Raw genomic sequence first — 24,038 nt, 5'->3', positions numbered from 1 at the left:
TGCTAATACCTTCAGTTTCTTTAACCAAGAGTGGATCTTGCTTTGTCTACCCAGGCACAATCATCAAACAATGAAAGAATACTGTTGCGAGAGCTTCCTGCGTACTCGGCGATCAAGGTCTCTGGGTGTGAGGATGGCTCGCCTAGTGAAACTATATTTATTCGCAAGGCGGGGTTTGGCAAGACGCTAATTGTATTCCTGTCTGGGAATAATACTTCTAGTGAAATGTTTGAAGGGGTGCTCAATCGGTTTCGATCTAATAATTCTTTAAAAGAAAAATACACGGCTTTGGCGGTAGATTATCGTGGCAGTGGTTCGTCTTCTTACAACCAAGCGATATCTTCATTAAAAGACTTTGCAGTGGATGTTTGTAAGGTGATTAATAGCTTCGAGGATTTAGCGGACTACGCGATTCATCTTGTAGGCTATTCGATGGGTTTCCCTATCGCCTTAGAACTCTTTAATTTGCATCCGCATTTTGAGTCGCTTGTTGGCATAGCACCGGTCAGTACTCGCGGCATTCGTGTTGCGTTTAATGAAAGTAATACTGGCGTAGATCAGTTGGGAAAACGCTGGCAAGCTGGAGACTGGGTCCCTCTGCAAGATGTGAAAAAGGGTATTGAAGCTACTGCATTCCACCAGCGGCAATGGCAGGGGAGCGCACGTACATTTGAGAACGTGCAAGCTGTTTGGGATTCTATAGTATTTAATGATTGGCTTGGTTTTAATTTTGCTGATGGCTCAATCCAGAATGTTTCGAACAAATTGCTACCGAATTACCAAAATGCCTTAACGGATAGTTTACGTATTCAGTATATGCCAGAGTCACTTTACTTTTCCCATGCATATAATGGCAGTGGTGTTGATATACCGGGTTATAAAAATAGCGATGGCTCTGAAGTAAAGATTCCTACTTATAATTCTGTGAACTGCCTTGAGGGGAAGCGAGTGCTTTTGCTTAAGGCTAAGTCGGATTACGCGCAATGGCGCGGGGATGTGGTGATTTCTGACGAAGATTTCGAACTGAGTGTAGGAGATTTAAAGAGAGTAGGTGCGGATTTATCATCGTATTTAATTGAATCTGGTAATGGGTTTGATCATGGTTTGGTGATTGCCAAGCCAGAATGTATTGCTTCGGTTATCGTTAATTTTATTGAAGGTGATTTAGAAGCAAATTTGGCGAGTGAGCTTTTGGGGGCACCGGTATCCTAGAGTCATGTAGTATTTTAGTCGGTTCAAAGTCAGGGGGTGCCTTTCAAGACACGCATGAATATGTCCATATAGCTCTCTTCGGCGTCCTGCCTCAGAAGGTCTTGAAAGACACCCCCTGACTTTGAACCTACTATGGAGTGAACATCAAGTATGTGGAAGGAAGGGGAGAGCATTGCAGTAGTTTGCATTTGCAACTGCTGAATATTTTGTTCAGCATTCGCGAGGCGATCTGCAGCAACAACCACTCCCTACCTCCCCAAAAGTTTGCAGCGACTTCAATGTGAGGTATCAGAGTCGGGTAGCCTTTGTCTGACCTTCTGAGGCACGGATGCCGAAGAGAGCTATATGGACATATTTACGCGTGTCAGACAAAGGCTACCCGGCTCAGAGACTGAATTAAGAACGTTAAACTCAGAAAAACTTCAGATATAAAAAAACCCAGGCAAGCCTGGGTTTTTAGTTTGAAACTCTTGCTTAGTGAATTATTCACCAAATGCGCGAATGACCGAGTTCAACGTTTCTTTCGCATCACCAAAGATCATACGCGTGTTGTCTTTGAAGAACAGTGGGTTATCAACACCGGCGAAACCAGACGCCATAGAACGTTTCAATACGAATACTGTGCGTGCTTGGTCAACGTTGATAACAGGCATACCATAGATTGGGCTGCCTTCCATCTCTCGTGCTGCTGGGTTAACTACGTCGTTCGCACCGATAACGATAGCAACGTCGTAAGTTTCCATACGTGGATTCACTTCGTCCATCTCAAGCAATAAGTCGTATGGCACATCAGCTTCTGCCAACAATACGTTCATGTGACCAGGCATACGACCCGCAACTGGGTGAATACCGTAGTGAACGTCTGCGCCGTTTTCTTCGAGTAATTCTTGTAACTCTTTAACCGCATGTTGAGCTTGCGCAACCGCCATACCGTAACCAGGTACAACCAACACGCTGGTCGCTGCTTCAAGCACATAGTAAGCATCGTCAGCAGACAATGGTTTGATTTCGCCTTCGATGACTTGATCAGACTTAGCGACTTTACCGAAGCCAGAGAACAATACGTTCGACAGCGAACGGTTCATTGCCTTACACATGATGTTAGTCAAGATAATGCCTGACGCGCCCACGAGTGAACCGGCAACGATCAAAATGTTGTTGTTAATCGCGAAACCAGCCGCACATGCTGCTAGGCCTGAGTAACTGTTCAGTAGCGAGATAACGACTGGCATATCTGCACCACCGATGGGTAGCACCGCCAAAATACCGAGTAGGGCAGACAAACCTACAGCGATGTATAACCAGTTGTGGTTCTCTGGTTCCATCACAAACATGACACCGCAAGCTACGATAGCGATTAAAATTGCAGCGTTAACAAAGCGTTGACCCGAAAATTGTACTGGGCGACCAGTAACGCGTTCGCTCAGTTTGCCCCACGCGAGAATAGATCCTGTAAAGGTTACACCGCCAATCAAGATGGATAAGAAAATGGTAATTAGCACAAACGCTGAAGAGTCGGTTGTAAATGCCGCCCAGCCAACTAATAAGCTCGCTAAACCACCGAAACCATTAAAGATCGCTACCATTTCTGGCATTGACGTCATAGCAACCATACGCGCAGCAAGTGCACCAATAATTGCACCAACGACTAGGCCAATGGCAATCCACTGAAAATCAACGATAGCTTGGTCAGTTAAAGTCACTACAACCGCAATCAACATGCCGAGTGAAGATAACAAGTTACCGCGGCGTGCAGTGCCTGGATGGCCTAGCAGTTTTAAACCAAAGATAAAAAGTACAGTCGCAACGACGTAAGAAAGATTTATTAACATTTCCATTACTTATTACCACCTTCTTTCTTCTTAAACATCGCGAGCATGCGGTCTGTCACCATGTAACCGCCGACAACGTTAATGGTTGCCATGGCTACGGCAGCTGTACCTAGATATTTTGACAGTGTTGGGTCGTTAGTCGCACCAGCCGCGACCAATGCGCCGACAAGAGTAATACCTGAAATTGCGTTAGCACCTGACATTAACGGAGTATGTAAGGTGGCAGGAACGCGGCGAATTAATTCAAATCCCAAAAAGATTGAGAGGATAAGAACAAAGGATTGATAGACGAGTTCCATTAGTTATTACCTCCGGCATAGTGGTTTTTGATCATCTCGTTGACGAGTTCACCGTTGTGAGTGATCACAGCGCCTTGAAGAATGTCGTCTTCGAAATTTAATTCGAGCGCTTTGCTTTCGTCATTCCAGAAATCGCTGATTAAGTTGAATAGGTTGCTGGCATACATTTCTGATGCATCTTTAGGTACCGCACTTGGCCAGTCGCCAGTACCGACGATTTTGACACCGTTCATTTCAACGACTTCGCCGGCCACAGTCCCTTCAACGTTGCCGCCATTTTCTGCGGCCATGTCGACGATGACGCTGCCTGCTTTCATTCCCGCGACCATGTCTTTGGTCACGAGTACAGGAGGCTTACGACCAAACAGTTGAGCTGTTGTTATAACAACGTCTGAATCAGCGATTTCCGCTTTCTGGCCTTCTTTTTGAAGTTCCATTTGCTCAGGCGTCAATGCGTTTGCATAGCCATCTTTAGTTTGACCTGATTCACCAAGGTCAATTTTTAAGAATTTACCGCCAAGTGACTCAACTTGTTCTGCCACAACATCACGAGTATCGAAAGCAGTCACTTTAGCGCCAAGGCGTTTTGCTGTTGCAATCGCTTGCAAACCGGCTACACCTGCACCAATAACGAAAACTTTTGCTGGCTTAATAGTGCCTGCTGGCGTCATCATCATCGGGAGAATACGATTAAGTTCATTGGCCGCTTTCATCACCATCACATAACCGGCAAGGTTAGCTTGTGAACTGAGGGCGTCCATTTTTTGAGCGCGAGTAGAACGTGGAATCATTTCCATACTCAGCGCAGTAATATTTTTCTCTTTAAACGCTTCAATCAGAGATTGCTCGTTGAAGGGGTCCAAGAAGCTGATATGAACAGAGCCGGACTTGAGTAAGCTCACCTCATCGATTGATGGTTTGCGCACGCGCAATACAACATCAGCATTTTGTAACATTGCTGTGCGGTCGTTCGCGATTTCACATTCTGAATCGATGTAGTCTTGGTCGGCGTAGCCGCTGCTAATTCCAGCGCCTGTTTCAATTTGAACACTCGCCCCAGATCGCACCAGTTTTTTTGCAACGGCTGGTGTAATGGGTGTTCGCTGTTCGCCGGTAGTAAGTTCCTTTGGTATAGCAATAACAGTCATAAGTTCGTCACACAGTTTGAGTACTTGGTAATCCTGAGGTAAAGCGACCACTGCACTGAGCCGCATGGTGGCGGTAAATCAATGAAAGTGGGTGAGCGCTAGGGTGTAGCGAGATTAAGGTGGAACGGTGCCTAACCACAGGGATTATTGTCTAAATGCTTAATAGCATTTTGATGGCTACTGGTCTCCAATTTAGACGTGCAGATTCGAGCCGATCAGGCATCTATCTGCTTATTAATTTATTTGCCGTGATCCTAGGTGGCGTCACGACCTGCTCTCTTGAGTGTTTTTTGATCAAAAACACCGCTTTTTGTACATTTCAAAACGCCTTGGAAAGAGTGTTTTTTAAGGAATATTCCTTGAAAAACAATAAGTTAAGGCGTTTTTGGGCTTCTGAGCCAGGGCGCTATCTTAAAAAATTAGCATAGCGGACGCAAATAAAAATATCGTATGGCCGGTATTTCTGGTTTTAAAGAGCCGCTTAAAAATCAAACGGCGTTGATGGGTTTTTGTGTATCGGCTGTCAGCGACAAGGCTAATTTTTTTGCGGCTGAAAAGTCAGTTTTTCCAGAACCGAGTTTGGGGAGCTCTGGTACAACGATCCAGCGATTGGGGATGGCGAGAGGGCTGACTCCTCGTCCCTTCAATTTTTCTGCGAAGTCTTTCGCATCTAGCTCTTGCTCACACAGCACAGCAATCTGCTCACCTTTTTTTTCGTCTGGCAGGCTAACTGCTACGACATCAAACTCGTCGTCATCGGCTGCTGCACGCACGTCTTCTTCGACCTGGCCCAAGCTGACCATCTCTCCACCAATCTTTGCAAATCGAGAATAGCGATCGACGATGGTGAGGAAGCCGTCATTGTCTAAATAGCCCTTGTCGCCTGTGATGTACCAGCGTGTGTTATTACTGTGGTGGATAACAGCGGCGGTTTTCTCTGGGGCATTCAGATAGCCCTGCATCACTTGCGCGCCGCCAATCAAAATCAAACCCGCTTCGCCTGCGGGAAGCTCCGAAAAGGTGTCGGGCTCAACAATCTTGAAACTGCTTCCGGGTAGCGCCATGCCAACGGTTCCCGGTTTACCGCCTTTTTGTACTTGCCACCAGTTCATATCGAGTGCATCGGGTAAATTGACGCTGGCAACTGGCGTAGTCTCAGTAGCGCCGTAGCCTTCTAGGATGTCGCGCTGAAATTTCAATTTGAATTGATCGCGCACGTCACTGCGTAATTTTTCAGCCCCGGCGATTACCAGGCGCAAACTAGACAACATTAAAGGGTGAACCTTTTTATCGCGGACAAACAGCCTTAAAAAGGTGGAGGCCCCACAGAGTAACGTAGCCCGATATTTGGCCAGCGTTTTTGATATGCCTAGGGCATCGGTTGGGTCTGGGTGGCACGCGACAGGTATTCCTTCGATTAAGGGCATAAATAAAGTGACTGTTAATCCGAATGCGTGGAAGTAGGGCAATGACGCCATTACAACATCGCTGTCTTCGGTATTAAGTACGTCTTTTATTTGCTTGAGGTTGGCCATGATATTGCGGTGCGACAACATGATTCCTTTCGGTTGGCCCTCGCTGCCACTAGAAAAAAGAATAGCGGCTGTACTTTCTGCATCATGATTTCGGCAAAATATACGCTTTAAAATCGGAGTCGGTAAAAAGGTGGTCAACCAATATCGAGCTAGCTCTGCGCGCGAGATATCGGCTTTCACTTCTTCCAGAAAAACCACACGGCAAGATTTGAATGCGTCGTCGAGCGAGTGTCCACGCTTTTCTAAGCGCTGTAAGAACATTTTGGAGGTAAATACCGTTTCGATCTCAGCTTGCTGAATGGCGGAGCTTATAACGTCGGCACTTGCTGAATAATTAAGGTTTACAATCGTTTTACCTGCCAATATCGTGCCCATATTCACGATCGCACTCGCGACGCTAGTGGGCATTAGCAGCCCAATATTCTGTTCTGGCAGCGCCGCAATGCGCTTGGCAAAGGGTAGAGTAGCCGCCAGCAGCTGACGGGAATTGATAGGGTCCGACCCAGTTTCAACAATTGCGAAGGGATTATTCGCTTGTTTACAACTGTCGATAAATGCATCGCCAATACTGGGAAGGCTTTCTGCATACAGTTGCCATGACTGGATGGATAGATCGAATACACGTTGTTTTACAACATCGGCTGTCGCATCCTTCGATAGTGTTTCGCCAAAGGCGACGACGAGATCACGCTGTATCCCGTTAGCGGACGATTTTTTTAATCGCTCCGATGATCTTGACCAATGACTGCCCCACAATCCGCGCAAATAAAATGGTTGTATAACCACTGAATCGTTGACGTTTGCGCAGGCTCGCTCGAAACCACTGCGGAAAGTGCCTAGGTGCCCGGTGCGACTAATTGCGCCCTCTGGGAACAGGCATACAACATGTCCTTGATTTAAAAGCTCTGCCACCACAGCCAGTGAATCGCTGCTGGATTTCCCCTGTGCAATGGGTACGCATCCGGCTAGCTTTAAAAACCACTTTAAATACCAACGCTCATAGATGCTGGCCAGCATGACAAATCGAATCGAACGAGGGCAGGCTAATTGAACGATGGCCCAATCGATCCAGCTGATGTGATTCCCTAGTAGCAATACGCCACCTTTCGATGGAATATTTTTCATGCCTTGTGCTCGGATCCGGTAGCGGCTGCTAAGCAGCATCCCAACGACAATGCGGAGCAAGCTTTGTGGCAACTTGTATACCGTAAACACACCACCGGCGACTGCCACTATGGCGATGAGATACAGCATATAGATGCTTTTAAAGCCCGCAGAAGCGGCAAGCGCTGTGATGATGAGAAAGGTCAGCATGCCGATGTTTTGAATGAGGTTATTGCCTGCCAGAACCTTTCCTAGCTCGTGCTCGCCAGCGTTAAATTGAATTAACGAATTGAGTGGCACAATAAAAAGCCCACCCATGGTACCAATGAACAGATAATTGACCGCGTGTGCTCCAGCGCTGGCCAGGTTAGGCGTCAGCCATAGGCCTAAGGCAATACCGGCTGCGCCCACTGGGATAAGCCCCATTTCTATGTGATTTCGCGATATTTTCCCGGCGATAAAAGAGCCAAATGCGATGCCTATTCCACTTGCTGCAATGATCCCTTGAATCGCTAGCGTATTGGTGATGTTAAGTGTTTCTTTTGCGAAGGCTGGAAACACAGCGAGCATGACTTGCCCCACGGACCAAAACATTGCTAAGCCAATGATCGATAAACGGATGACTTCACGTTTTCGGATGGGATCGAGGTTACGAATTGCCGAGCGCCCCGTGAGGTACTCTTTCATTGAAAAGGTTTCTTCGGGAAACGGTGCTTCAATGCGGGGGACTTTGTACATCATGAAAACTTCGAGCACGGCGTTGGCGATTAATAGCCAGCCCAGTGGAGCGATGGCTTGAACAATCTCTTCCGTCGTCGCATTGTCGCCTGGGTACCACAATTCAAATACAGATGAGTAGGCCACAGTGCCTGCCAAAATAGCGACAATCGAGATTGACTGCACCGCACCATTTCCTTCCGGCAAGCGGTTTTTGCCAAAAAGGCTTTTTATGTAACCGTATTTTGCTGGAGAGTAGAAAGCCGATTGCACGGCCATCAAAAAGGTCATAGCGAAAGCGGCCCAAAAATAACCGAGGTAGTAAAACAAAGTGATCATGCAGGTAAGGACAACAGACCCAATAGCGGATGCGCGCATGACACTGCTTTTGGGGTATTTGTCAGAGACGAACCCTGCAGGGCTGAAGAGAAGAATAAATGGAAGCAATATCAGCCCGTTGACTACGGCGATTAATGCAACCTGCGCGGTACCGTCATACGCCTTAAACACAGTGTTTTGAATGACGATCTTATGCCCTAAGTCGACAAAGGCGTTAAGGAACACCGCAACAAAGAATGGAATGGCGCCTGTGAATTGATAAAGCTTTTTCATGTGTCGTCCCTTAACCCGTTGCTCGAAGGTGGTGATCATGCAACCTTGGTATTATTTAGCCAATACATAAAGTAAATGTGTTGTCGTGTTGGACTAAAAGTATTGTTAGATGATACTTTTGGCGGGTTGTTTTGTCCTATAGATGGGGGTGCATCATGCCACAGTCACAGCTGCTAATCAGTACCTTAAAGCGCGAGTTGAAGGCTGAGGGAAAAACGTACGCTGATGTCGCCGAGTGCTTGGAGATCAGTGAGGCGTCGGTTAAGCGGCTCTTTACCAAAGGGCAATTTACCTTGGAGCGACTTGATACGCTGTGCGAGTGGCTGGGGACTGATTTGACTTCTCTGGCGAGGAGAGCAGAGGCTAGCCAAAGCCAATTGACACAGCTGACCGTTGACCAAGAGAAGGAGATAGCGTCGGATGAATTAGTACTGCTGGTGGCTGTGTGCTTGCTCAACCATTATCAGTTTGACGATATTCTGGCGCAATTTGCGGTCCGTGAGCACCAGCTCATACAGGTGTTAGCAAAGCTAGATAGGCTCAAATTCATCACCTTGCTGCCGGAAAATCGCGTGAAACTACGGGTATCCCGAGATTTCTCCTGGCTACCTGGTGGTCCAATTCAGACCCTTTTTCTTGAAAAGATCGCAGCGGAGTTTTTTCAATCGCCCTTTACCCAGAAAACTGAACAGCTTTTAGTCAGCAATGGACTGCTTAGCCAGGATGCGAACCGTCAATTTCAGGAGAAGATGCAGCGCTTGCTACAAGAGTTCAATCAGCTAGCTCAAGATCAACAAGCGCTGCCGATGGATGACAAGCGGGGTTTTACGCTGGTGGTGGCCATGCGGCACTGGAAGTACAGTTTGTTTGAGCAAATATCGCGCGATGGATAGCAGATTGTTGATTTTCTAGCGGCGTCACCTACGTGGCGCTAACAACTGGCTCAATCGGCCAGAATATTCACCGCAGTCTGGCTCATTTCACCCTTTATCCCCTTGCACAAGAACGCTAGAAAACGAAAATCAACCGACTGCTAGATCTCTATGGCATAATATCGCGCCGATGAGCCAGAGGGCTCACGTTATCGTTATTATGCGTCCCTGAAGCTGGGTGCAGCTAGTTGATACCAAGGTTGTGATTGCATTATGTCTGATTCTTTCTGGTCACGGTACCGCGAAGCGCTTAATCCAGCGCAAGATGCTAAAGAAGTCCTCATGCGAATGCACGATCGCCACGCGACATTGGATGGTGTGCGAGCGATTACTGTGTTGCTGATGGTCATGTTTCATGTGTTATTCGGCATCGTCGTGTTGTTTGATAAAAACGAAGCGCTAATTGACAAATTTATTACTGAATTTCCGCGTTATTTGGGCTGGATGTGGCAGTCGCAGGGCTCTGATCCGCTATTTGTTATGTGTGGCTTGCTGGTGAGCTACACATTCTTTCGGGAGTTTGATCGCACTGGCACGTTGCAAATAAAGCAGTTTTATATAAAACGCCTCAAACGCGTTATGCCGCTTTTTATTATCGCGCTTCTAATATATTTACCAACCGACAAAGACAACTTAGGCCATCTTTGGTCGAACCTCATTTTTATGAGTAACTACATTCCTGGAGAGCGCCATGTCATTCCTGTGGGTTGGTCTCTTGATGTGCAAATGCATTTTTATTTTGTACTGCCGTTTTTGGTCTTGGCAATGTACAAGTTTAAACATCACTTAGCATTTTTGATTGGTTTGTGCGTCATTGCGTTTGTGTGGCGGTACTGGGTTGTAGCTCATGACCCGGAAGTGTACGAAACGCCTTTTTATCAAATTATTTACGATAGCGACTTTGGATCGAAGCTAGCTAATCTGCTGTATTATGATATCGATGTGAGAATGGGCACGTTTTTCTTAGGAATGGTTGTCGCGTACATCTATCACTATTACGGCCATGAACTAAAGATATATTTTAGGCGTCACGTAGCATTAAGTGCGTTTTTAACCCTATTAGGCACGGTATTGTTAGTTGGATCCATGGCATTGCCGATGGACAACAAATACCATCCATTCTTCGATGACTTTAGTGTATCTATTAATTTTTGGTTCCTGGTAGCTGATCGCTACGTCTATTCATTGGGGCTTTCCATTCTTATTGTGATGGCGCTAGTGGGGAGTGGCCCTGCACGTTGGCTCGACTGGATGCTGTCTTGGAAAATTTGGCACCCTGTGGCGCAATTAATTTTTCCGATCTACTTGTTTCATTTTCCCTTCATTGTTATCGCAGCCGTGTTGACCTTCTGGACAACCGACCGCCATGCGATCGTAGAAGTTCAGACGTATGAGGTGTTCCTTCTCTTCTTTTGGACGGTTGCATTAACTTTGCCTTTCTCGTTATTCACTCACATCTTTGTTGAAAAGCCATTTATCAACATGCGTTCTCGAGGAGAAATACCCAAAGTAGAAAAACAGCAATCTCTCCAGGTAGCTCCGTCAACACTGGAAGTGGCAGAGGAAAAAGCCTAACCCTGGTCTACTCTTTATAGAGCAGTGTTTGTTGTCGTTATAGTTGAGGTTCTGCGTGTCTATCACCATTGACGAATTCCGGCAGTTTTTTGCCAAAAGAATGGAAAACAAAGAAGAAAACCATTTCAATTTGCTCGGCTTTACCAATTTGCAGCTGGACTACGGCACTGCCAAGATGGAGATGCCGTACAACGAATTGTTAATCGGCAACCCTGATACCGGGATTGTGGCCGATGGTGCAATGATGGCACTTCTGGATACTTGTTGTGCGTTAGCCTCGGCCACAGTCAAAGAAAATATTTCCTTTAGCCCCACGCTAGACCTACGTGTTGACCATATGGGGTTGCCCGAGGCCAACTTGCCACTGATTTGTGAAGCAGAAGTCTACCGCCACACTGATACAGTCATCTTTACCCGCTGCTCTGTTCACCAAGGTGATACCGAGCGGCCGGTTGCGCGAGCGTTGGTAAATTTTACGCCAATCGATAAACCGATTATCGATACCTCCCCTGATAATGTTAAACGCGTTGTCGAGCACGGAGGCCAGGCGTGAGCGAGATTAAGCCACAGACGCAATTTGATTTGCTGTACCAGCAGTCGCGCGAGCAGAACAATGCGCAGATACTCGTCTCCGCCTTACCCTACGCTCAACAGCTTGGCATGGTGGTTGAACGGGTAGAAGGTGACTGGCAATTTAAACTGCCCCCGGTTAAAACCAATATCGGCAACCCATCGCTGCCGGCGATTCATGGCGGCGCTATCGCCGGTTTTATGAGTATGTCGGCTATCATCTATTTGCTGATGTCCTACGACCAAAAGTGTACGACTCAGCCTCCCAAGGTGCCGAAAGTTGTCGATTTTTCCGTCGACTACGTTCGGGCCTGTCGTTATGTCGACACATTCGCGACTTGCGAAGTGGTTAGGCAAGGTCGAAAAATGGCCAATGTTGGTGTTCGTGTATGGCAGCAAAACTCGTCGAATGTAACGGCTACCGCAAGAGCACACTATCTGTTGTCGTGATTCCTCCTTCTCCGGTCAATTCTTTGATTAACGGCTGTTGAAATTTTTCAACTTGGCCCCATCTTTCCAAGCACTTTATTTGTTCACTCAGCTGGCGTAGCGGCGTTACCGCTCCATCAGCTGCGTGGTGTCATTGTATCCACCTGTGCTGAGTGCTAAATCTAGCCATCGGTGCAGCAGCTTTCAGGAGAATTCTATGGGTGCCGAAGCTCTTAAGGAAACTCGCGGCTTTGAAACAGAGGCCAAACAACTACTGCAATTGATGATTCACTCTTTGTATTCGAACAAAGAGATATTTCTTCGTGAGCTTGTCTCAAACGCATCAGATGCGGCGGATAAGCTGCGATTTGAAGCGCTCGAGAATGGCGCTCTTTATGAATCAGCCCCAGAGCTAAAAATCCGTATTGAATTTGATAAGGATGCCAAAACGGTTTCTATTAGCGACAACGGCATTGGTATGACACGAGATGAAGTGATTACCAATCTAGGCACCATCGCCAAATCTGGCACTGCCGATTTTCTTGGTAAGCTGACCGGCGATCAAAAGAAAGACTCCAATTTAATCGGCCAGTTTGGCGTAGGCTTTTACTCGGCATTTATTGTTGCTGATCGTGTTGAAGTGTTTACGCGTAAGGCTGGTGTTGATGTATCAGAAGGTGTTCATTGGGAAAGTGAGGGCGATGCGGAATACTCTATCGAAAACATCACTCGGGAAGAGCGTGGTACATCAATCGTCTTGCATTTAAAGGCCGGTGAAGAGGAATTTGCTGATGGTTGGCGTTTACGCTCCATTATCAAAAAATATTCTGATCATATTTCGTTACCAATTGAGATGAAAAAAGACCCGCTACCTACTCCTGAAGGTGAAGAGCCCAAGGAAGATGCGGAGCCAGAAATCGAGACGGTTAACAAAGCGACCGCGCTGTGGACTCGCTCTCGTAGTGACGTCAAAGATGACGAGTACAAAGAATTTTATAAGCACATTTCGCATGATTTTAGTGACCCGCTGACTTGGAGCCATAATCGAGTCGAAGGTAAGCTCGACTACACCAGCCTGTTATTTATACCTGAACGTGCTCCCTTTGATCTCTATAATCGAGATGGCGCTAGAGGTCTAAAACTTTACGTGCAGCGTACGTTTATCATGGATGAAGCTGAACAGTTTCTACCACTGTATTTACGCTTCGTTAAAGGTGTCGTTGACTCGAACGATTTATCGCTAAATGTCTCCCGCGAAATTCTACAAAAAGACCCCAATATCGACTCCATGCGCTCAGCGCTTACAAAGCGTGTCTTGGATATGCTTGAGAAGTTGGCTAAGAAGGAGCCAGAGCAGTATCAAGCATTTTGGAAGCAATTCGGCCAAGTGTTGAAAGAGGGACCAGCAGAAGATTTTAGTAATCGAGAAAAAATTGCAAAACTACTACGCTTTTCGACGACTCACACCAATAAAGCGGATCAGGATCAATCGCTTGATGACTACATTGGTCGTATGCAAGAAGGGCAGGACAAAATTTATTACGTCGCTGCGGAAAATTTCAACACTGCTAAAAATAGCCCTCATCTTGAGGTATTCCGCAAAAAAGGCATTGAAGTGCTGTTGCTAGCGGACCGGGTAGACGAATGGATGTTTGGTAGCTTACATGAGTATGAAGGCAAAGCATTCCAGGATGTCAGTAAAGGTGAGCTTGACCTCGGTGATTTGGATAGCGAAGAAGACAAGAAAAAGCAGGAGGAAGTTGAAAAGCAACTTGAGGGACTTATTGAACGCGCGCAAAAAGCGTTGGATGATCGCGTTGAGAAAGTACGTTTAACACATCGTCTCACCGAATCACCTGCGTGTTTGGCACTTGCAGAAGGTGACATGGGTTTGCAAATGCGTAAGATCATGGAAGCTGCTGGTCAAGCAGTGCCCGAAAGTAAACCGACGCTGGAGCTAAACCCTGAACACCCGTTGGTGACTAAACTTGACCAAGAGCCGGATGAAGATCGTTTCAAGGATTTAGCCAACATTTTATTCGACCAAGCTCAGCTTGCCGAAGGTGGCCAGCTCGAAGACCCCGGCACTTATGTGCAACGATTGAACAAATTGTTGTTAGAGCTAGCAAATTAGGCATTGGTTGATCGACGTGCAGGAATGAAAAGGCCAGGCATCCGCCTGGCCTTTTTTGTTGTTTGGTCGCGGATTGTATTGTTGTGTTAGTAGTTTTGCGTTTAGAGTATCTGCGGTTTATCCTACCCCAACTGGAGCCTCTAATAAGGAATAATAATGAATATCCCCCATACAGTTGCAGTACTCGGTGGTGGAAGCTTTGGTACGGCTATTGCCAATATTATTGCCACGAATGGCTACAAAACCTATTTGTGGATGCGAGATATAGAGAGGGCGGCAAATTGTCAGGCAAATCGGGAAAACCCCGAGTACCTCCCTGGCTATAAGCTACATCCCAACTTGATGGTGACCTCTAACTTCAATGAAGTAGTCTCGCAAAGCGATGTTGTTTTTATCAGTGTGCCCAGTAGCTCTTTTAGAGAGATTGCTCAACGGGTCGCGCCATTGTTGTGCAACGGCGCTAAAGTCATTAGTACGACTAAGGGTATTGAGGCGGCTAGTTTCAAGTTGATGAGTCAAATCCTTGAAGAAGAAATGCCTGGTGTCCCCATTGGTGTGCTGAGCGGGCCAAACTTCGCTAAGGAGATTATTCAAAAGCACCTCACGGGGACAGTAATCGCCAGTGAGTATGATGATATTACCAGTATGGTGCCGACGATCCTTAGTTCGGATACGTTCAAGGTCTACATAAACGATGACCGTTATGGTGTTGAGCTGGGTGGCGCAATGAAAAATATGTATGCGATCGTGGCGGGCATGGCGGTCGCACTTGGTGTTGGGCAAAACAGTATCGCGATGCTATTGACTCGCAGTCTCGCGGAAATGAGTCGTATGGCAGTCAAGCTCGGCGCAAACCCGATGACTTTTCTTGGCTTATCGGGTGTTGGGGATTTAATTTTAACCTGTACCTCCGATCTCAGCCGTAACTACCGACTTGGCTATGCGGTTGGTAATGGGGATGATGTCGACCACGCAATGCAGTCTATTGGTCAAGCGGTTGAAGGCGTCAATACGGTTAAATTGGTAAAAGATAAAGCTGATGAGTTGTCCGTTTATATGCCTTTAGTGTCGGGGCTTTATGCAGTTTTATTTGACAAGCGCTCAATTCGTGAAGTGATGGGCCAGCTGATGCTGGGTGATCAGAATCACGATGTTGAATTTAATAGCGCGATTTAAAGAGGTGTTCGCGTGAATTTATTTATTCTGCGCCACGGGGAGGCGGAAGCGAGTGCAGCGACTGACGCCGCTAGACGCTTAACACCACGTGGTGAAGCTGAAGTTGCGGCGGTTGTTCGAAAGTCTGCCAAAGAACTCCAAGCGGTGAGACAAGTGTACGTCAGCCCCTATGTTCGTGCTCAACAAACCGCAAAAATCGCATTAGAAGTACTGGGTGATCGACCTATCGAAACCACCGAGCTAATCACGCCTGACGGCAATGTGGATGGAGTTATCCGTTTATTGGAGTCACGCGATCTAAGTAATGTCCTTTTAGTCAGCCATCAACCGTTAGTGGGTGAACTCGTCAATGGTTTTACAGGGCAGCCTCCAGGCTATTATTCAATGGCTACAGCTGCTCTGGCCAGTATCGATCTTGATCCTATCGCTATGGGTTTGGGCGACCTGAATTGGTTGCGCTAATCCATTCCTGCTCTTTTTTCGTATTTATTTAAGTCACGTTATTTATGGCCGTATCAGATGCACAAGAAATTTCCTTTGACTTAGGCGGTATTACCATCGCCGCCAAAGAGTGGGGGCAGCCGGGTGACCTACCGGTATTAGCTTTGCACGGTTGGCTCGATAACTGTGCGAGTTTTAATAAATTGGCACCGATGTTAAAAGGTGTTCACTTTATCGCGATTGATATGGCTGGGCATGGTCTGAGTGGACATCGTCAAGTAGGAATGTCATACCCCATTGTCCAAGACGTCACAGAAGTTTTTCAGATTGCGGATCAGCTCCACTGGCAAGAGTTTGCGCTGATGGGACATTCTCGCGGGGCTATTATTAGTGCGCTTGCTGCGGGTACGTTTCCGGAGCGTATTAGCCATCTAGCATTGATTGATGGTTTTAAACCGTCGACCACAAAGATGGAAGATTCCCCGACCCAGTTGGCGCAATCAATTATTGATTTACAGCGTCACCGAAGTCGAGGGTTTGCTGTATACCCGGACATTGAAACGGCCGTTGTTGTCCGTCAACGTGGGCAAATCCCGTTGAGTTATGAAGCGGCTAAACAGTTGGTAGAGCACGGCCTTCGCGAGGTCGAAGGCGGCTACACATGGAGCAATGACCCTCAGCTTAAAGGGGCGTCCTGCGTACGTTTATCTGAAGAAGCAGCACATGCGTTTTATCAACGTATTACGGCAAAAACGCGTTTGATTATTGCTGAAAATGGTATGCCTATGCTGCGCGACCGCCTAGAGGGTATCGCTGAGCAATACCCGTTCATCGAAGCAACACACATACCGGGATCTCACCATTTACATATGGAAGACGCAGCGCCCGCTGTCGCAGACTGTTTTAATCAACTGTTCTCTCAATAGGCTTAAGAAAAGCTAGAGTGACACTATTATGAAAATCGCTCAGCATATTACATTAATTACTCCCAAGCTTTTGCTTGGCTTTGCAATCATGCTCCTATGGTGTGGCATTGCACAGGCTGAGCAGAGTCGTGATGACATTTTGTCAGCCGTTGATTTGTTCCCCCGTGCCGAGGTGACCAATGAACAGGAACGGGAGGTTGTCGATTATTCGGTTGCACTAGGTAAAGTCAAAAAAATCAGAGGTTTCTGGTCGCCTGATCGAGAAATTCGAGTTGAAGGTGAACTACTCCGCCGGACTGCGCAGGTTCCTTCTGGCCACTCTGCGAAAGAGGTATTTAACTTCTATCGTAAAAGTTTATTGAATATCAATGCTCGAGCATTGTACTTATGTGAGGCGAGAGATTGCGGCACCAGCAACGCCTGGGCGAACCAGGTTTTTTCTATCAAAGAATTATATGGTTTAGATAGCAATCAATATTATGGAGTCTATGAGATTGTTGATGTTGATCAGCATTTAAATTACGTCATAGTCTATGCGGTTGCTCGAGGGAATAAACGCGTATTTGCACACCTCGAGCTGGTGATGACAAATAAATCAGCGAATGAAGCATTAGCGCCGGACCCTAAAACCATCAGTCAACAACTCTTGGAGGATGGCTTTTATATTGTTTCTGGTCTTACGGCAAATAACGGTGAGCTAGCGGTCGAGCCCGCCCACCTTGATGCGTTGGTTGCGGCGCTGCGTATACAGCGTTTTATGAAGGTTCGTATTGTGGGCCACGTATATAGTGATGATCCACATGTCGCGCAGTTGTCTGAGTCGTTGGGTTACGCGAAACAGCTTCGCGAGCTGCTGCACGAGAAGGGTATCTCGGGTGATAGGCTAGACCCACATGGTATCGGCAGCTTAGCGCCAATGCGTAAAGGCTATGATAGTGATGCCACGGGCCGTCGCAGTGTGCGAATTGAAATTGTGCGTGGTGAATAGAAATAACAAACGAAAAAGGCGCTAATTAAGCGCCTTTTTCATGTCGGACAATAGGGATGAAGCGTTAGTTTTTCAACAATGATAAGAACTCGGTACGCGTACTTGGATTGGTCTGGAACGCGCCTAGCATTGCCGACGTAGACATCTGAGAGTTTTGTTTTTCAACGCCGCGCATCATCATACACATATGCTTGGCTTCAATTATTACACCAACGCCAGTGGCGCCCGTCACAGATTCGATGGTTTTGGCAATGTCCATTGTCAGCTGTTCTTGGATTTGTAATCGACGCGCAAACATATCAACGATTCGCGCAATTTTAGACAGCCCTAGGACCTTGCCGTTAGGTAAGTAAGCGACATGGGCCTTGCCAATAAAAGGCAGTAAATGATGCTCACACAGTGAGTACAACTCGATGTCTTTAACCAGTACCATTTCGTTGGACTCTGATGGGAAAAGGGCATCGTTGACGACTTCATCGATCGTTTGGTTGTAGCCTCGGGTCAAGTATTTCATCGCCTCTGCTGCACGTGTAGGTGTGTCGGCCAAGCCAGGGCGTGTTAAATCTTCGCCGATGGCATCGATAATCTTGGCGTACTCGTCTTTCATTCACAATTCCTCTTCTAACAGGTCGCGCAGTTTACCATGCTCGCTACTCGAATGGCTAAAGCGTTGCGCCTTGTAAAAACCCTTTGACTTTGCAGCCGTGGGTGATAGTTTGCCCACCTCGCGTGAGATATCGACTTAAATACGGGGTTGTTTTATGCCGTCACATACTCCTTGGCCCAAATCGGCCACCTTAGGGGAACTGCTCAATGCGGCAGTTGAGCACTTCGATGCGGCTGAACTTTATTATGGACACGGTACCGATAATGCCTGGGATGAGGCAGTGTATCTGGCGCTGTGGTATTTGAAGTTGCCTTGGGATGTGGATGAAGGCGTGTTAAATAACGCGTTAACTGATGAGCAGGTATCGGGGTTGATAGCCATATTTCAGCGTCGTATCAATGAGCGTATTCCGGCCGCCTACATTACTGGCAAGGCCTATTTCGCTGGTTTGCCGTTTACGGTTAATAGCGACGTTCTGGTTCCTCGCTCACCTATTGCGGAATTGATCGCTCAATATTTTGCTCCCTGGCTGCTGGACGAGCCACAGCGAATTTTGGATCTATGCACTGGCAGTGGCTGCATAGGTATATGTTGTGCGTTGGCGTTTCCTGACGCTGAGGTGGATCTATCTGATATTTCCCGTGCTGCCTTGGGTGTGGCGGAACACAATATGTACGCTCATGGTGTTCAGGACCGGGTGCGGGTGGTTGAAGGCGATTTATTTTCGGGTGTCGAAGGTGAGGTCTATGACTTAATTGTTGCGAACCCACCGTATGTTGATGCTAGTGACCTCGCAAGCATGCCCGCGGAATACCATGCGGAGCCTGAGTTGGGCTTGGCTAGCGGATTTGATGGTTTAGATTTTACTCGACGATTGTTGACGGAAGCGCCGAACCATCTCTCAGAAAATGGACTATTGGTGGTTGAAGTAGGGAATAGTTGGGAGGCATTAGAAAATGCTTATCCACACATCCCTTTTACTTGGGTCGAATTCGAGAACGGTGGTCACGGGGTGTTTGTCCTCAGCGCTGCGGAACTGCGGGGCAGGGTTTAGCAAGGTCGGTATAGCGGTATTGCCTTTGGTTGAGGGAACTCGATCAAAATACTGCCTATAAATAGTGGTATACTTGCTGATCGCATAGAGCGCTTATTGGCGCTAAAAAATTGAAAAAATATAGAATTAGGTATTCGTCGGTATGTCTGGAAACACCATTGGGAAACTCTTCACTGTCACCACCTTCGGCGAGAGCCATGGCTTGGCATTAGGCTGTATCGTGGATGGCTGTCCTCCGGGAATGGCGCTTTGCGAAGAAGACTTGCAACGCGATCTCGACCGTCGCAAGCCGGGACAATCACGCTTTACCACGCAGCGTCGTGAAGAGGATCAGGTACGAATTTTGTCGGGGGTGTTTGAAGGCAAAACGACAGGCACTCCGATTGGTTTGTTAATTGAAAATACCGATCAGCGTTCAAAAGACTACAGTAATATCAAAGATACATTTCGTCCCGCCCACGCTGATTACACCTACCAACATAAATACGGGATCCGCGACTACCGTGGTGGTGGTCGATCGTCAGCTCGCGAAACGGCAATGCGTGTAGCGGCTGGGGCCATTGCAAAAAAATATTTACAGCAAAGCTATGGCATTGAAGTACGTGGCTATCTATCGCAACTAGGGCCTATCGCTATAGATCATATCGATTGGGATGAGATTGAGAACAATCCGTTCTTTTGCCCAGATCAGTCAAAAGTGGCCGAGATGGAAGAGTTCATGGCGGCGTTGAATAAAGAGGGTAATTCTATTGGCGCTAAGATCAGCGTGGTTGCCAAAGGTGTGCCCGTTGGCTTAGGTGAACCAATTTTTGATCGCCTCGATGCAGATCTTGCTCACGCGCTAATGAGTATTAATGCGGTCAAAGGTATCGAGATCGGTGCTGGATTTGAGTCAGTTGTACAGAAAGGCACTGAGCATCGCGATGAAATTACGCCGCAAGGTTTTTTAAGCAACAATGCAGGCGGTATTCTTGGTGGAATCTCCAGCGGCCAAGACATCGTTGCGCATATTGCGATGAAGCCTACGTCAAGTATTCGCCTCCCGGGTAAAAGTATTAACAGCCAAGGTGAATCGATAGATGTTATTACCAAAGGGCGTCATGATCCTTGCGTGGGTATTCGCGCAACGCCGATTGCAGAAGCTATGATGGCCATTGTATTACTGGATCATGTTCTACGTCACCGGGGTCAAAATGCTGGCGTGGACAGTGGCGTTCCTGTTGTACCGGCTAATAATTAATTCTGATAGCGTAGTCGTGCGACAGACTGTTGTTATGTCTGTTGTTATGTCTATTGTTACGTCCGAAGTTATGTCTTCTATTGCTACGTATCGCGTCTAATACTCTTGGTCTGTTGATTTAGTGCTTTCTATATTGAAAGCACCTGGGTCGTTGCATCTCCCCGTTGCTAGTTTTATCTCGACGAGATTACAACACTGATGCAATGCTCATTGAATTTCCTCCGGCCAACGATCTACCTTCGCGTAACTTAATCGTTTTAGTGATGTCGGTTGTACATAGTGATCTAAACCAGTAACGGCAACGGTACCCGTTGCAATGATATCGACAAAGCCGTCGTGATTGACGGCGTTTTCTGGTACATCCAGTAGCTGTATCTCGCCGATTATCAAATGCGTTTTATTCACTGCGAGCAATTGATGTTCGACCAACGTTACCCCCAGTTTTATCGGCGCTTGAGCAACGAAAGGCGCTGTAAATCCATCTAGGAATTCTTTTTCTAAGCCGACTGCGTCGAATTCGCATTCCCCCTCAGGATAGCGGGCAGACGTTTGGTGCGCCGCCTCCACGATATCAGCGGTGATATGGTTAAGTGTAAAACATCCCGTTTCCAGAATATTGTTAAACGTATGTCGCGGGCTTTCGCTGGGACGAATGATCAATCCAATTAACGCTGGGTCCGCACCTAAATGAAACGCCGAAGACATGATGGCTAAATTACTTTGGCCATGAGCGTTTTGGCTGCCAACCATGAGAGCGGGCTTTGTGCCGATAACGCTATTGATAAATCGCGCCCGATGACGCTTGTCCATTTGCTTGAGAGAATCTTGATCGTATTTCACATTATGCTCGATAAAAATAGAAGTGTAGATAGCGACAGTACAGCAACCAGCAACTTGTCCCGTTGAGTATACTATCTAAGTTTCCATCTAAGGTTTCAGAATGCGGAAGCAGCGCTGTCGCGCGCTATTGTGCTGCATAATATTCTGCTAGTGCTTTAATTTCCTCTTCGCTGAGCATCGCCGCTTGGCCCGACATAATGGCGGCTAAAGGGCCGGATCTCTTTCCATTTTTATAGTCATTTAACGCTTGAACCAGGTAGGCTTGGTTTTGTCCGTTAAGCTTTGGGTATGACTCCATGATTGGCGCAGCACCCTTTGCGCCGTGGCATGCTTGGCAAGTACTTTCTTTTTGCGGTGGGTCTATAGCGAAGGTCGGTGCCGCAAAGGTCAATGCGGAAACGATGCTTACAGGTAAGCAAATGGTTGCGTTGAGTGTTGAGTGAGCTACCTGTTTTAGTCCTGATTTAGTTGTCTTTGAAGGCATATGATTGCTCCAGTTTTCTAGATGAAGGCGGTGTCGTTGAATGAATTACTTGTGCGGTGGTACGCAAGCGTTAGCATTTTGGATTGCTGTGCGAGAAGACAGGATGGCTAGCTCCAGCTACTTGAAACCTTTGTCTCTCGCTTGCGACGAAAGTATTGATCCCATATGGCGTACGTGACGTATGACAGAGACTAGAGCCAAGGTTGCCTTGGCGGCGTCATTAAGCAGGCCCTCATTAAGTAGAAGGTTGCTTAGACGATAGAAATGTAGGCAGAATCAAACGATGGAATTCCTAGAGAGCATCTATGACAAACCACCCGGATAATAGGCGACATACTTTTCAAATGTTTTTCGATGGGGCCTGCCCGCTATGCGCGAGAGAGATTAGCCTGTTGGCAAAATGGGATACGCGAAAGGTAATACACTTTATCGATCTAAACGATACTGTTCAGATGCGAGCATTTCCCAGTATCGAAATGAACGATGCGATGGCGTCGCTATATGTCAAAATAAGTGATGGCGAGGTGTTTCGAGGAGTCGATGCTACCTATGTTATATGGGAATCTGTCGGGAAGGGGCGGTGGGTTAAACCGTTAACATGGAAATGGTTTCGTCCGATTGCTTTGGCAGCATATGCAGTATTTGCCCGACATAGACATACCATCGCGCTAATATTGACCGGTAAATCTCGTCTTGAAAATGAGCGTTCAGATCATTGCATCGATTGTTCTCAGGCTATTGATCTCAACCCTCAATCTTCCGAGCAGAGTGAGCCCCAAAAAACACAGGGCTCGTTGAAATGAACGCAATTGTGATCGGTGCTTCTGGCGCTATTGCCAGTGCTATTATTCAACACTATTTGGAATTATCAGAAAAACACCGTGTCATTGCGGTTTCTCGTAAGAAATTCAAAGAAACTAGTATTCCGCAGGAATATCAACAACGCATCGAGTGGCTTCACTGTGATTACACGGAGAATGCCATTCAGGCATTGACGGCCGATCTTGCGTACCGATCTATAGAGTTAACCGACGTTTTTATCACTAATGGCATTCTTCATGCTGAAGATATCAATCCTGAAAAACGCGTCCAAGCTCTTCAGCGAGCGTCACTATTGTCCGTTATGGAGGTGAACGCGTTTATTCCACTGCTTTGGGTGAAATATCTACAACCGCTATTGAAGCGTGGCACAGATTGTATCGTGACTATCCTAAGCGCTCGTATTGGTAGTATTGCAGATAATGAGTTAGGCGGGTGGTATAGCTATCGAATGTCTAAAGCGGCGTTAAATATGGGGATTAAGACGGCGTCTATTGAGTTTGCTCGTATCGCGCCTAACACAACGTTTTTGTTGTACCATCCGGGAACCACAGACTCATTCTTGTCAAAACCTTTTCAGAAAAACGTCCCTGATGGCAAACTCTTTTCGCCACGCTTTACCGCGGAAAGACTTTTTTCTGTCATTGCTCAGTTACCAAACAGTACTAACCTATTTTTTAAGGATTGGCAGGGTAATTCTGTCGAGTGGTAATCAGCGTTTCAACACTGCAGTCGAATACTCACCGCGTCTAACTTTCTTCGAATATTACCTACGCTTCAGATTGAAAACCCAAGTTTCCTGGTGAGCGAAAGTTGGTGATTATATCTGATATATTTTGAACGCTTTCGCCTAGTCGTCTCTGGCTATCCCGCCGCAAACTTGCAATGGCTATATAAGTAAAACGTTATAAGCGCTACTGATCGAGTGGTTAGCGTTGCAATTTATTCTGATGAGGGCTGCTTGTTAGGGGGGGTTATCACAACATCGTTTTCAGTTCAGATGTTGTTCGAAAAAATTATGCCCATTCACTATTTTCGAATGGGGAAAATGTCTAAGTCGATTTCATTTTTTTGATTAAAAAGTTAGTTGGCGCGGGGTAGCTTAGAGATTTTCTGACCAAACGAAACATGAATCATGTGTCATGAAAAACACATGAAATACTAATTTGGTTTCTGGTGTTCTCCTTATAATTTAATTACAAATATTCACTTAAAAATAGCTATTCGATCTTCAAAAATGTTCTGAATGAATGTCGTCTAAATATATTTTCTACGTTGTTAAGAATATATGTAAGACATACAATCTAAAAATCGTAGGTGTTTGATATAACACTCTAAGCGCTGTTCCTACGATTGTATAAAAA

At 46.6% G+C, this 24,038-nt stretch carries 21 protein-coding genes; 14 read left to right on the top strand and 7 right to left on the bottom strand.

The window, feature by feature from the left end; all coding sequences use genetic code 11:
• The first annotated feature begins 42 nt into the window (after window positions 1-42).
• Window positions 43-1,212, top strand: a complete 1,170-nt coding sequence (locus ACZ5NB_RS11995) for an alpha/beta fold hydrolase (protein ID WP_460233855.1) — start codon at window positions 43-45, stop codon at window positions 1,210-1,212.
• 482 nt (window positions 1,213-1,694) lie between these two features.
• Here the strand turns inward: ACZ5NB_RS11995 and ACZ5NB_RS11990 are convergent, their stop codons facing one another.
• The 4 genes from ACZ5NB_RS11990 to ACZ5NB_RS11975 form a co-directional block, all read right to left on the bottom strand.
• A complete protein-coding gene (locus ACZ5NB_RS11990; RefSeq protein WP_460233854.1) occupies window positions 1,695-3,050 on the bottom strand; it encodes an NAD(P)(+) transhydrogenase (Re/Si-specific) subunit beta in 1,356 nt (451 codons plus the stop codon).
• The gene (locus tag ACZ5NB_RS11985) at window positions 3,050-3,343 is read right to left on the bottom strand and encodes an NAD(P) transhydrogenase subunit alpha part 2 (protein WP_460233853.1); all 294 of its coding nucleotides are present in this window, start codon (window positions 3,341-3,343) and stop codon (window positions 3,050-3,052) included. The genes ACZ5NB_RS11990 and ACZ5NB_RS11985 overlap by 1 nt, the downstream gene beginning before the upstream one ends.
• Entirely contained in the window at window positions 3,343-4,491 is a 1,149-nt protein-coding gene (locus ACZ5NB_RS11980) for a Re/Si-specific NAD(P)(+) transhydrogenase subunit alpha (protein WP_460234010.1), read from the bottom strand. Before ACZ5NB_RS11980 ends, ACZ5NB_RS11985 begins: the two co-directional genes overlap by 1 nt.
• Window positions 4,492-4,979: 488 nt before the next feature.
• Window positions 4,980-8,459, bottom strand: a complete 3,480-nt coding sequence (locus ACZ5NB_RS11975; protein ID WP_464107548.1) for an acyl-[ACP]--phospholipid O-acyltransferase — start codon at window positions 8,457-8,459, stop codon at window positions 4,980-4,982.
• Between the two features lie 155 nt (window positions 8,460-8,614).
• Here ACZ5NB_RS11975 and ACZ5NB_RS11970 point away from each other — a divergent pair, with 155 nt between their 5' ends.
• The 9 genes from ACZ5NB_RS11970 (at window position 8,615) to ACZ5NB_RS11930 (ending at window position 17,630) form a co-directional block, all read left to right on the top strand.
• Window positions 8,615-9,352 (top strand): helix-turn-helix domain-containing protein, encoded by a 738-nt coding sequence (locus ACZ5NB_RS11970; RefSeq protein WP_460233851.1) that lies wholly within the window; start codon window positions 8,615-8,617, stop codon window positions 9,350-9,352.
• A 252-nt stretch (window positions 9,353-9,604) separates the two neighbouring features.
• The gene (locus tag ACZ5NB_RS11965) at window positions 9,605-10,966 is read left to right on the top strand and encodes an acyltransferase family protein (RefSeq protein WP_460233850.1); all 1,362 of its coding nucleotides are present in this window, start codon (window positions 9,605-9,607) and stop codon (window positions 10,964-10,966) included.
• Window positions 10,967-11,021: 55 nt separating this feature from the next.
• Window positions 11,022-11,519 (top strand): PaaI family thioesterase, encoded by a 498-nt coding sequence (locus ACZ5NB_RS11960; RefSeq protein ID WP_460233849.1) that lies wholly within the window; start codon window positions 11,022-11,024, stop codon window positions 11,517-11,519.
• Window positions 11,516-11,986 (top strand): PaaI family thioesterase, encoded by a 471-nt coding sequence (locus tag ACZ5NB_RS11955; RefSeq protein WP_460233848.1) that lies wholly within the window; start codon window positions 11,516-11,518, stop codon window positions 11,984-11,986. The genes ACZ5NB_RS11960 and ACZ5NB_RS11955 overlap by 4 nt, the downstream gene beginning before the upstream one ends.
• A 196-nt stretch (window positions 11,987-12,182) precedes the next feature.
• On the top strand, window positions 12,183-14,099 hold the full coding sequence (htpG, locus tag ACZ5NB_RS11950; protein ID WP_460233847.1) for a molecular chaperone HtpG: 1,917 nt from the start codon (window positions 12,183-12,185) through the stop codon (window positions 14,097-14,099).
• A 156-nt stretch (window positions 14,100-14,255) separates the two neighbouring features.
• Window positions 14,256-15,275, top strand: coding sequence for an NAD(P)H-dependent glycerol-3-phosphate dehydrogenase (locus ACZ5NB_RS11945; RefSeq protein ID WP_460233846.1), 1,020 nt, complete (start codon window positions 14,256-14,258; stop codon window positions 15,273-15,275).
• Window positions 15,276-15,287: 12 nt separating this feature from the next.
• On the top strand, window positions 15,288-15,737 hold the full coding sequence (gene sixA, locus ACZ5NB_RS11940) for a phosphohistidine phosphatase SixA (protein WP_460233845.1): 450 nt from the start codon (window positions 15,288-15,290) through the stop codon (window positions 15,735-15,737).
• A gap of 44 nt (window positions 15,738-15,781) precedes the next feature.
• On the top strand, window positions 15,782-16,642 hold the full coding sequence (locus ACZ5NB_RS11935; RefSeq protein ID WP_460233844.1) for an alpha/beta fold hydrolase: 861 nt from the start codon (window positions 15,782-15,784) through the stop codon (window positions 16,640-16,642).
• Between the two features lie 28 nt (window positions 16,643-16,670).
• Window positions 16,671-17,630: a DUF4892 domain-containing protein gene (locus ACZ5NB_RS11930; RefSeq protein ID WP_460233843.1), complete on the top strand. Its 960-nt coding sequence runs from the start codon at window positions 16,671-16,673 to the stop codon at window positions 17,628-17,630.
• 64 nt (window positions 17,631-17,694) lie between these two features.
• Here the strand turns inward: ACZ5NB_RS11930 and folE are convergent, their stop codons facing one another.
• Entirely contained in the window at window positions 17,695-18,237 is a 543-nt protein-coding gene (gene folE, locus ACZ5NB_RS11925; RefSeq protein WP_460233842.1) for a GTP cyclohydrolase I FolE, read from the bottom strand.
• Window positions 18,238-18,391: 154 nt separating this feature from the next.
• On the opposite strand from folE, the gene prmB reads away from it, so the two are divergent.
• The gene (gene prmB / locus ACZ5NB_RS11920; RefSeq protein WP_460233841.1) at window positions 18,392-19,291 is read left to right on the top strand and encodes a 50S ribosomal protein L3 N(5)-glutamine methyltransferase; all 900 of its coding nucleotides are present in this window, start codon (window positions 18,392-18,394) and stop codon (window positions 19,289-19,291) included.
• Window positions 19,292-19,433: 142 nt separating this feature from the next.
• Complete coding sequence (gene aroC / locus ACZ5NB_RS11915) at window positions 19,434-20,531, top strand: chorismate synthase (RefSeq protein ID WP_460233840.1); 1,098 nt, start codon at window positions 19,434-19,436, stop codon at window positions 20,529-20,531.
• A gap of 207 nt (window positions 20,532-20,738) precedes the next feature.
• Here aroC and ACZ5NB_RS11910 read toward each other — a convergent pair whose 3' ends face one another.
• On the bottom strand, window positions 20,739-21,371 hold the full coding sequence (locus ACZ5NB_RS11910; protein WP_464107547.1) for a flavin reductase family protein: 633 nt from the start codon (window positions 21,369-21,371) through the stop codon (window positions 20,739-20,741).
• 124 nt (window positions 21,372-21,495) lie between these two features.
• On the bottom strand, window positions 21,496-21,855 hold the full coding sequence (locus ACZ5NB_RS11905; RefSeq protein WP_460233837.1) for a c-type cytochrome: 360 nt from the start codon (window positions 21,853-21,855) through the stop codon (window positions 21,496-21,498).
• 305 nt (window positions 21,856-22,160) lie between these two features.
• Between ACZ5NB_RS11905 and ACZ5NB_RS11900 the strand changes: the two genes are divergently transcribed.
• Window positions 22,161-22,658, top strand: coding sequence for a thiol-disulfide oxidoreductase DCC family protein (locus ACZ5NB_RS11900; protein ID WP_460233836.1), 498 nt, complete (start codon window positions 22,161-22,163; stop codon window positions 22,656-22,658).
• Window positions 22,655-23,386, top strand: a complete 732-nt coding sequence (locus tag ACZ5NB_RS11895) for an SDR family NAD(P)-dependent oxidoreductase (protein WP_460233835.1) — start codon at window positions 22,655-22,657, stop codon at window positions 23,384-23,386. The genes ACZ5NB_RS11900 and ACZ5NB_RS11895 overlap by 4 nt, the downstream gene beginning before the upstream one ends.
• The last annotated feature ends 652 nt before the right edge of the window (window positions 23,387-24,038 follow it).

The sequence above is a fragment of the Aurantivibrio plasticivorans genome (assembly GCF_055392955.1).
The sequence above is the reverse complement of the archived record's forward strand: the minus strand, read 5'-3'. Positions and strand labels throughout refer to the sequence as shown.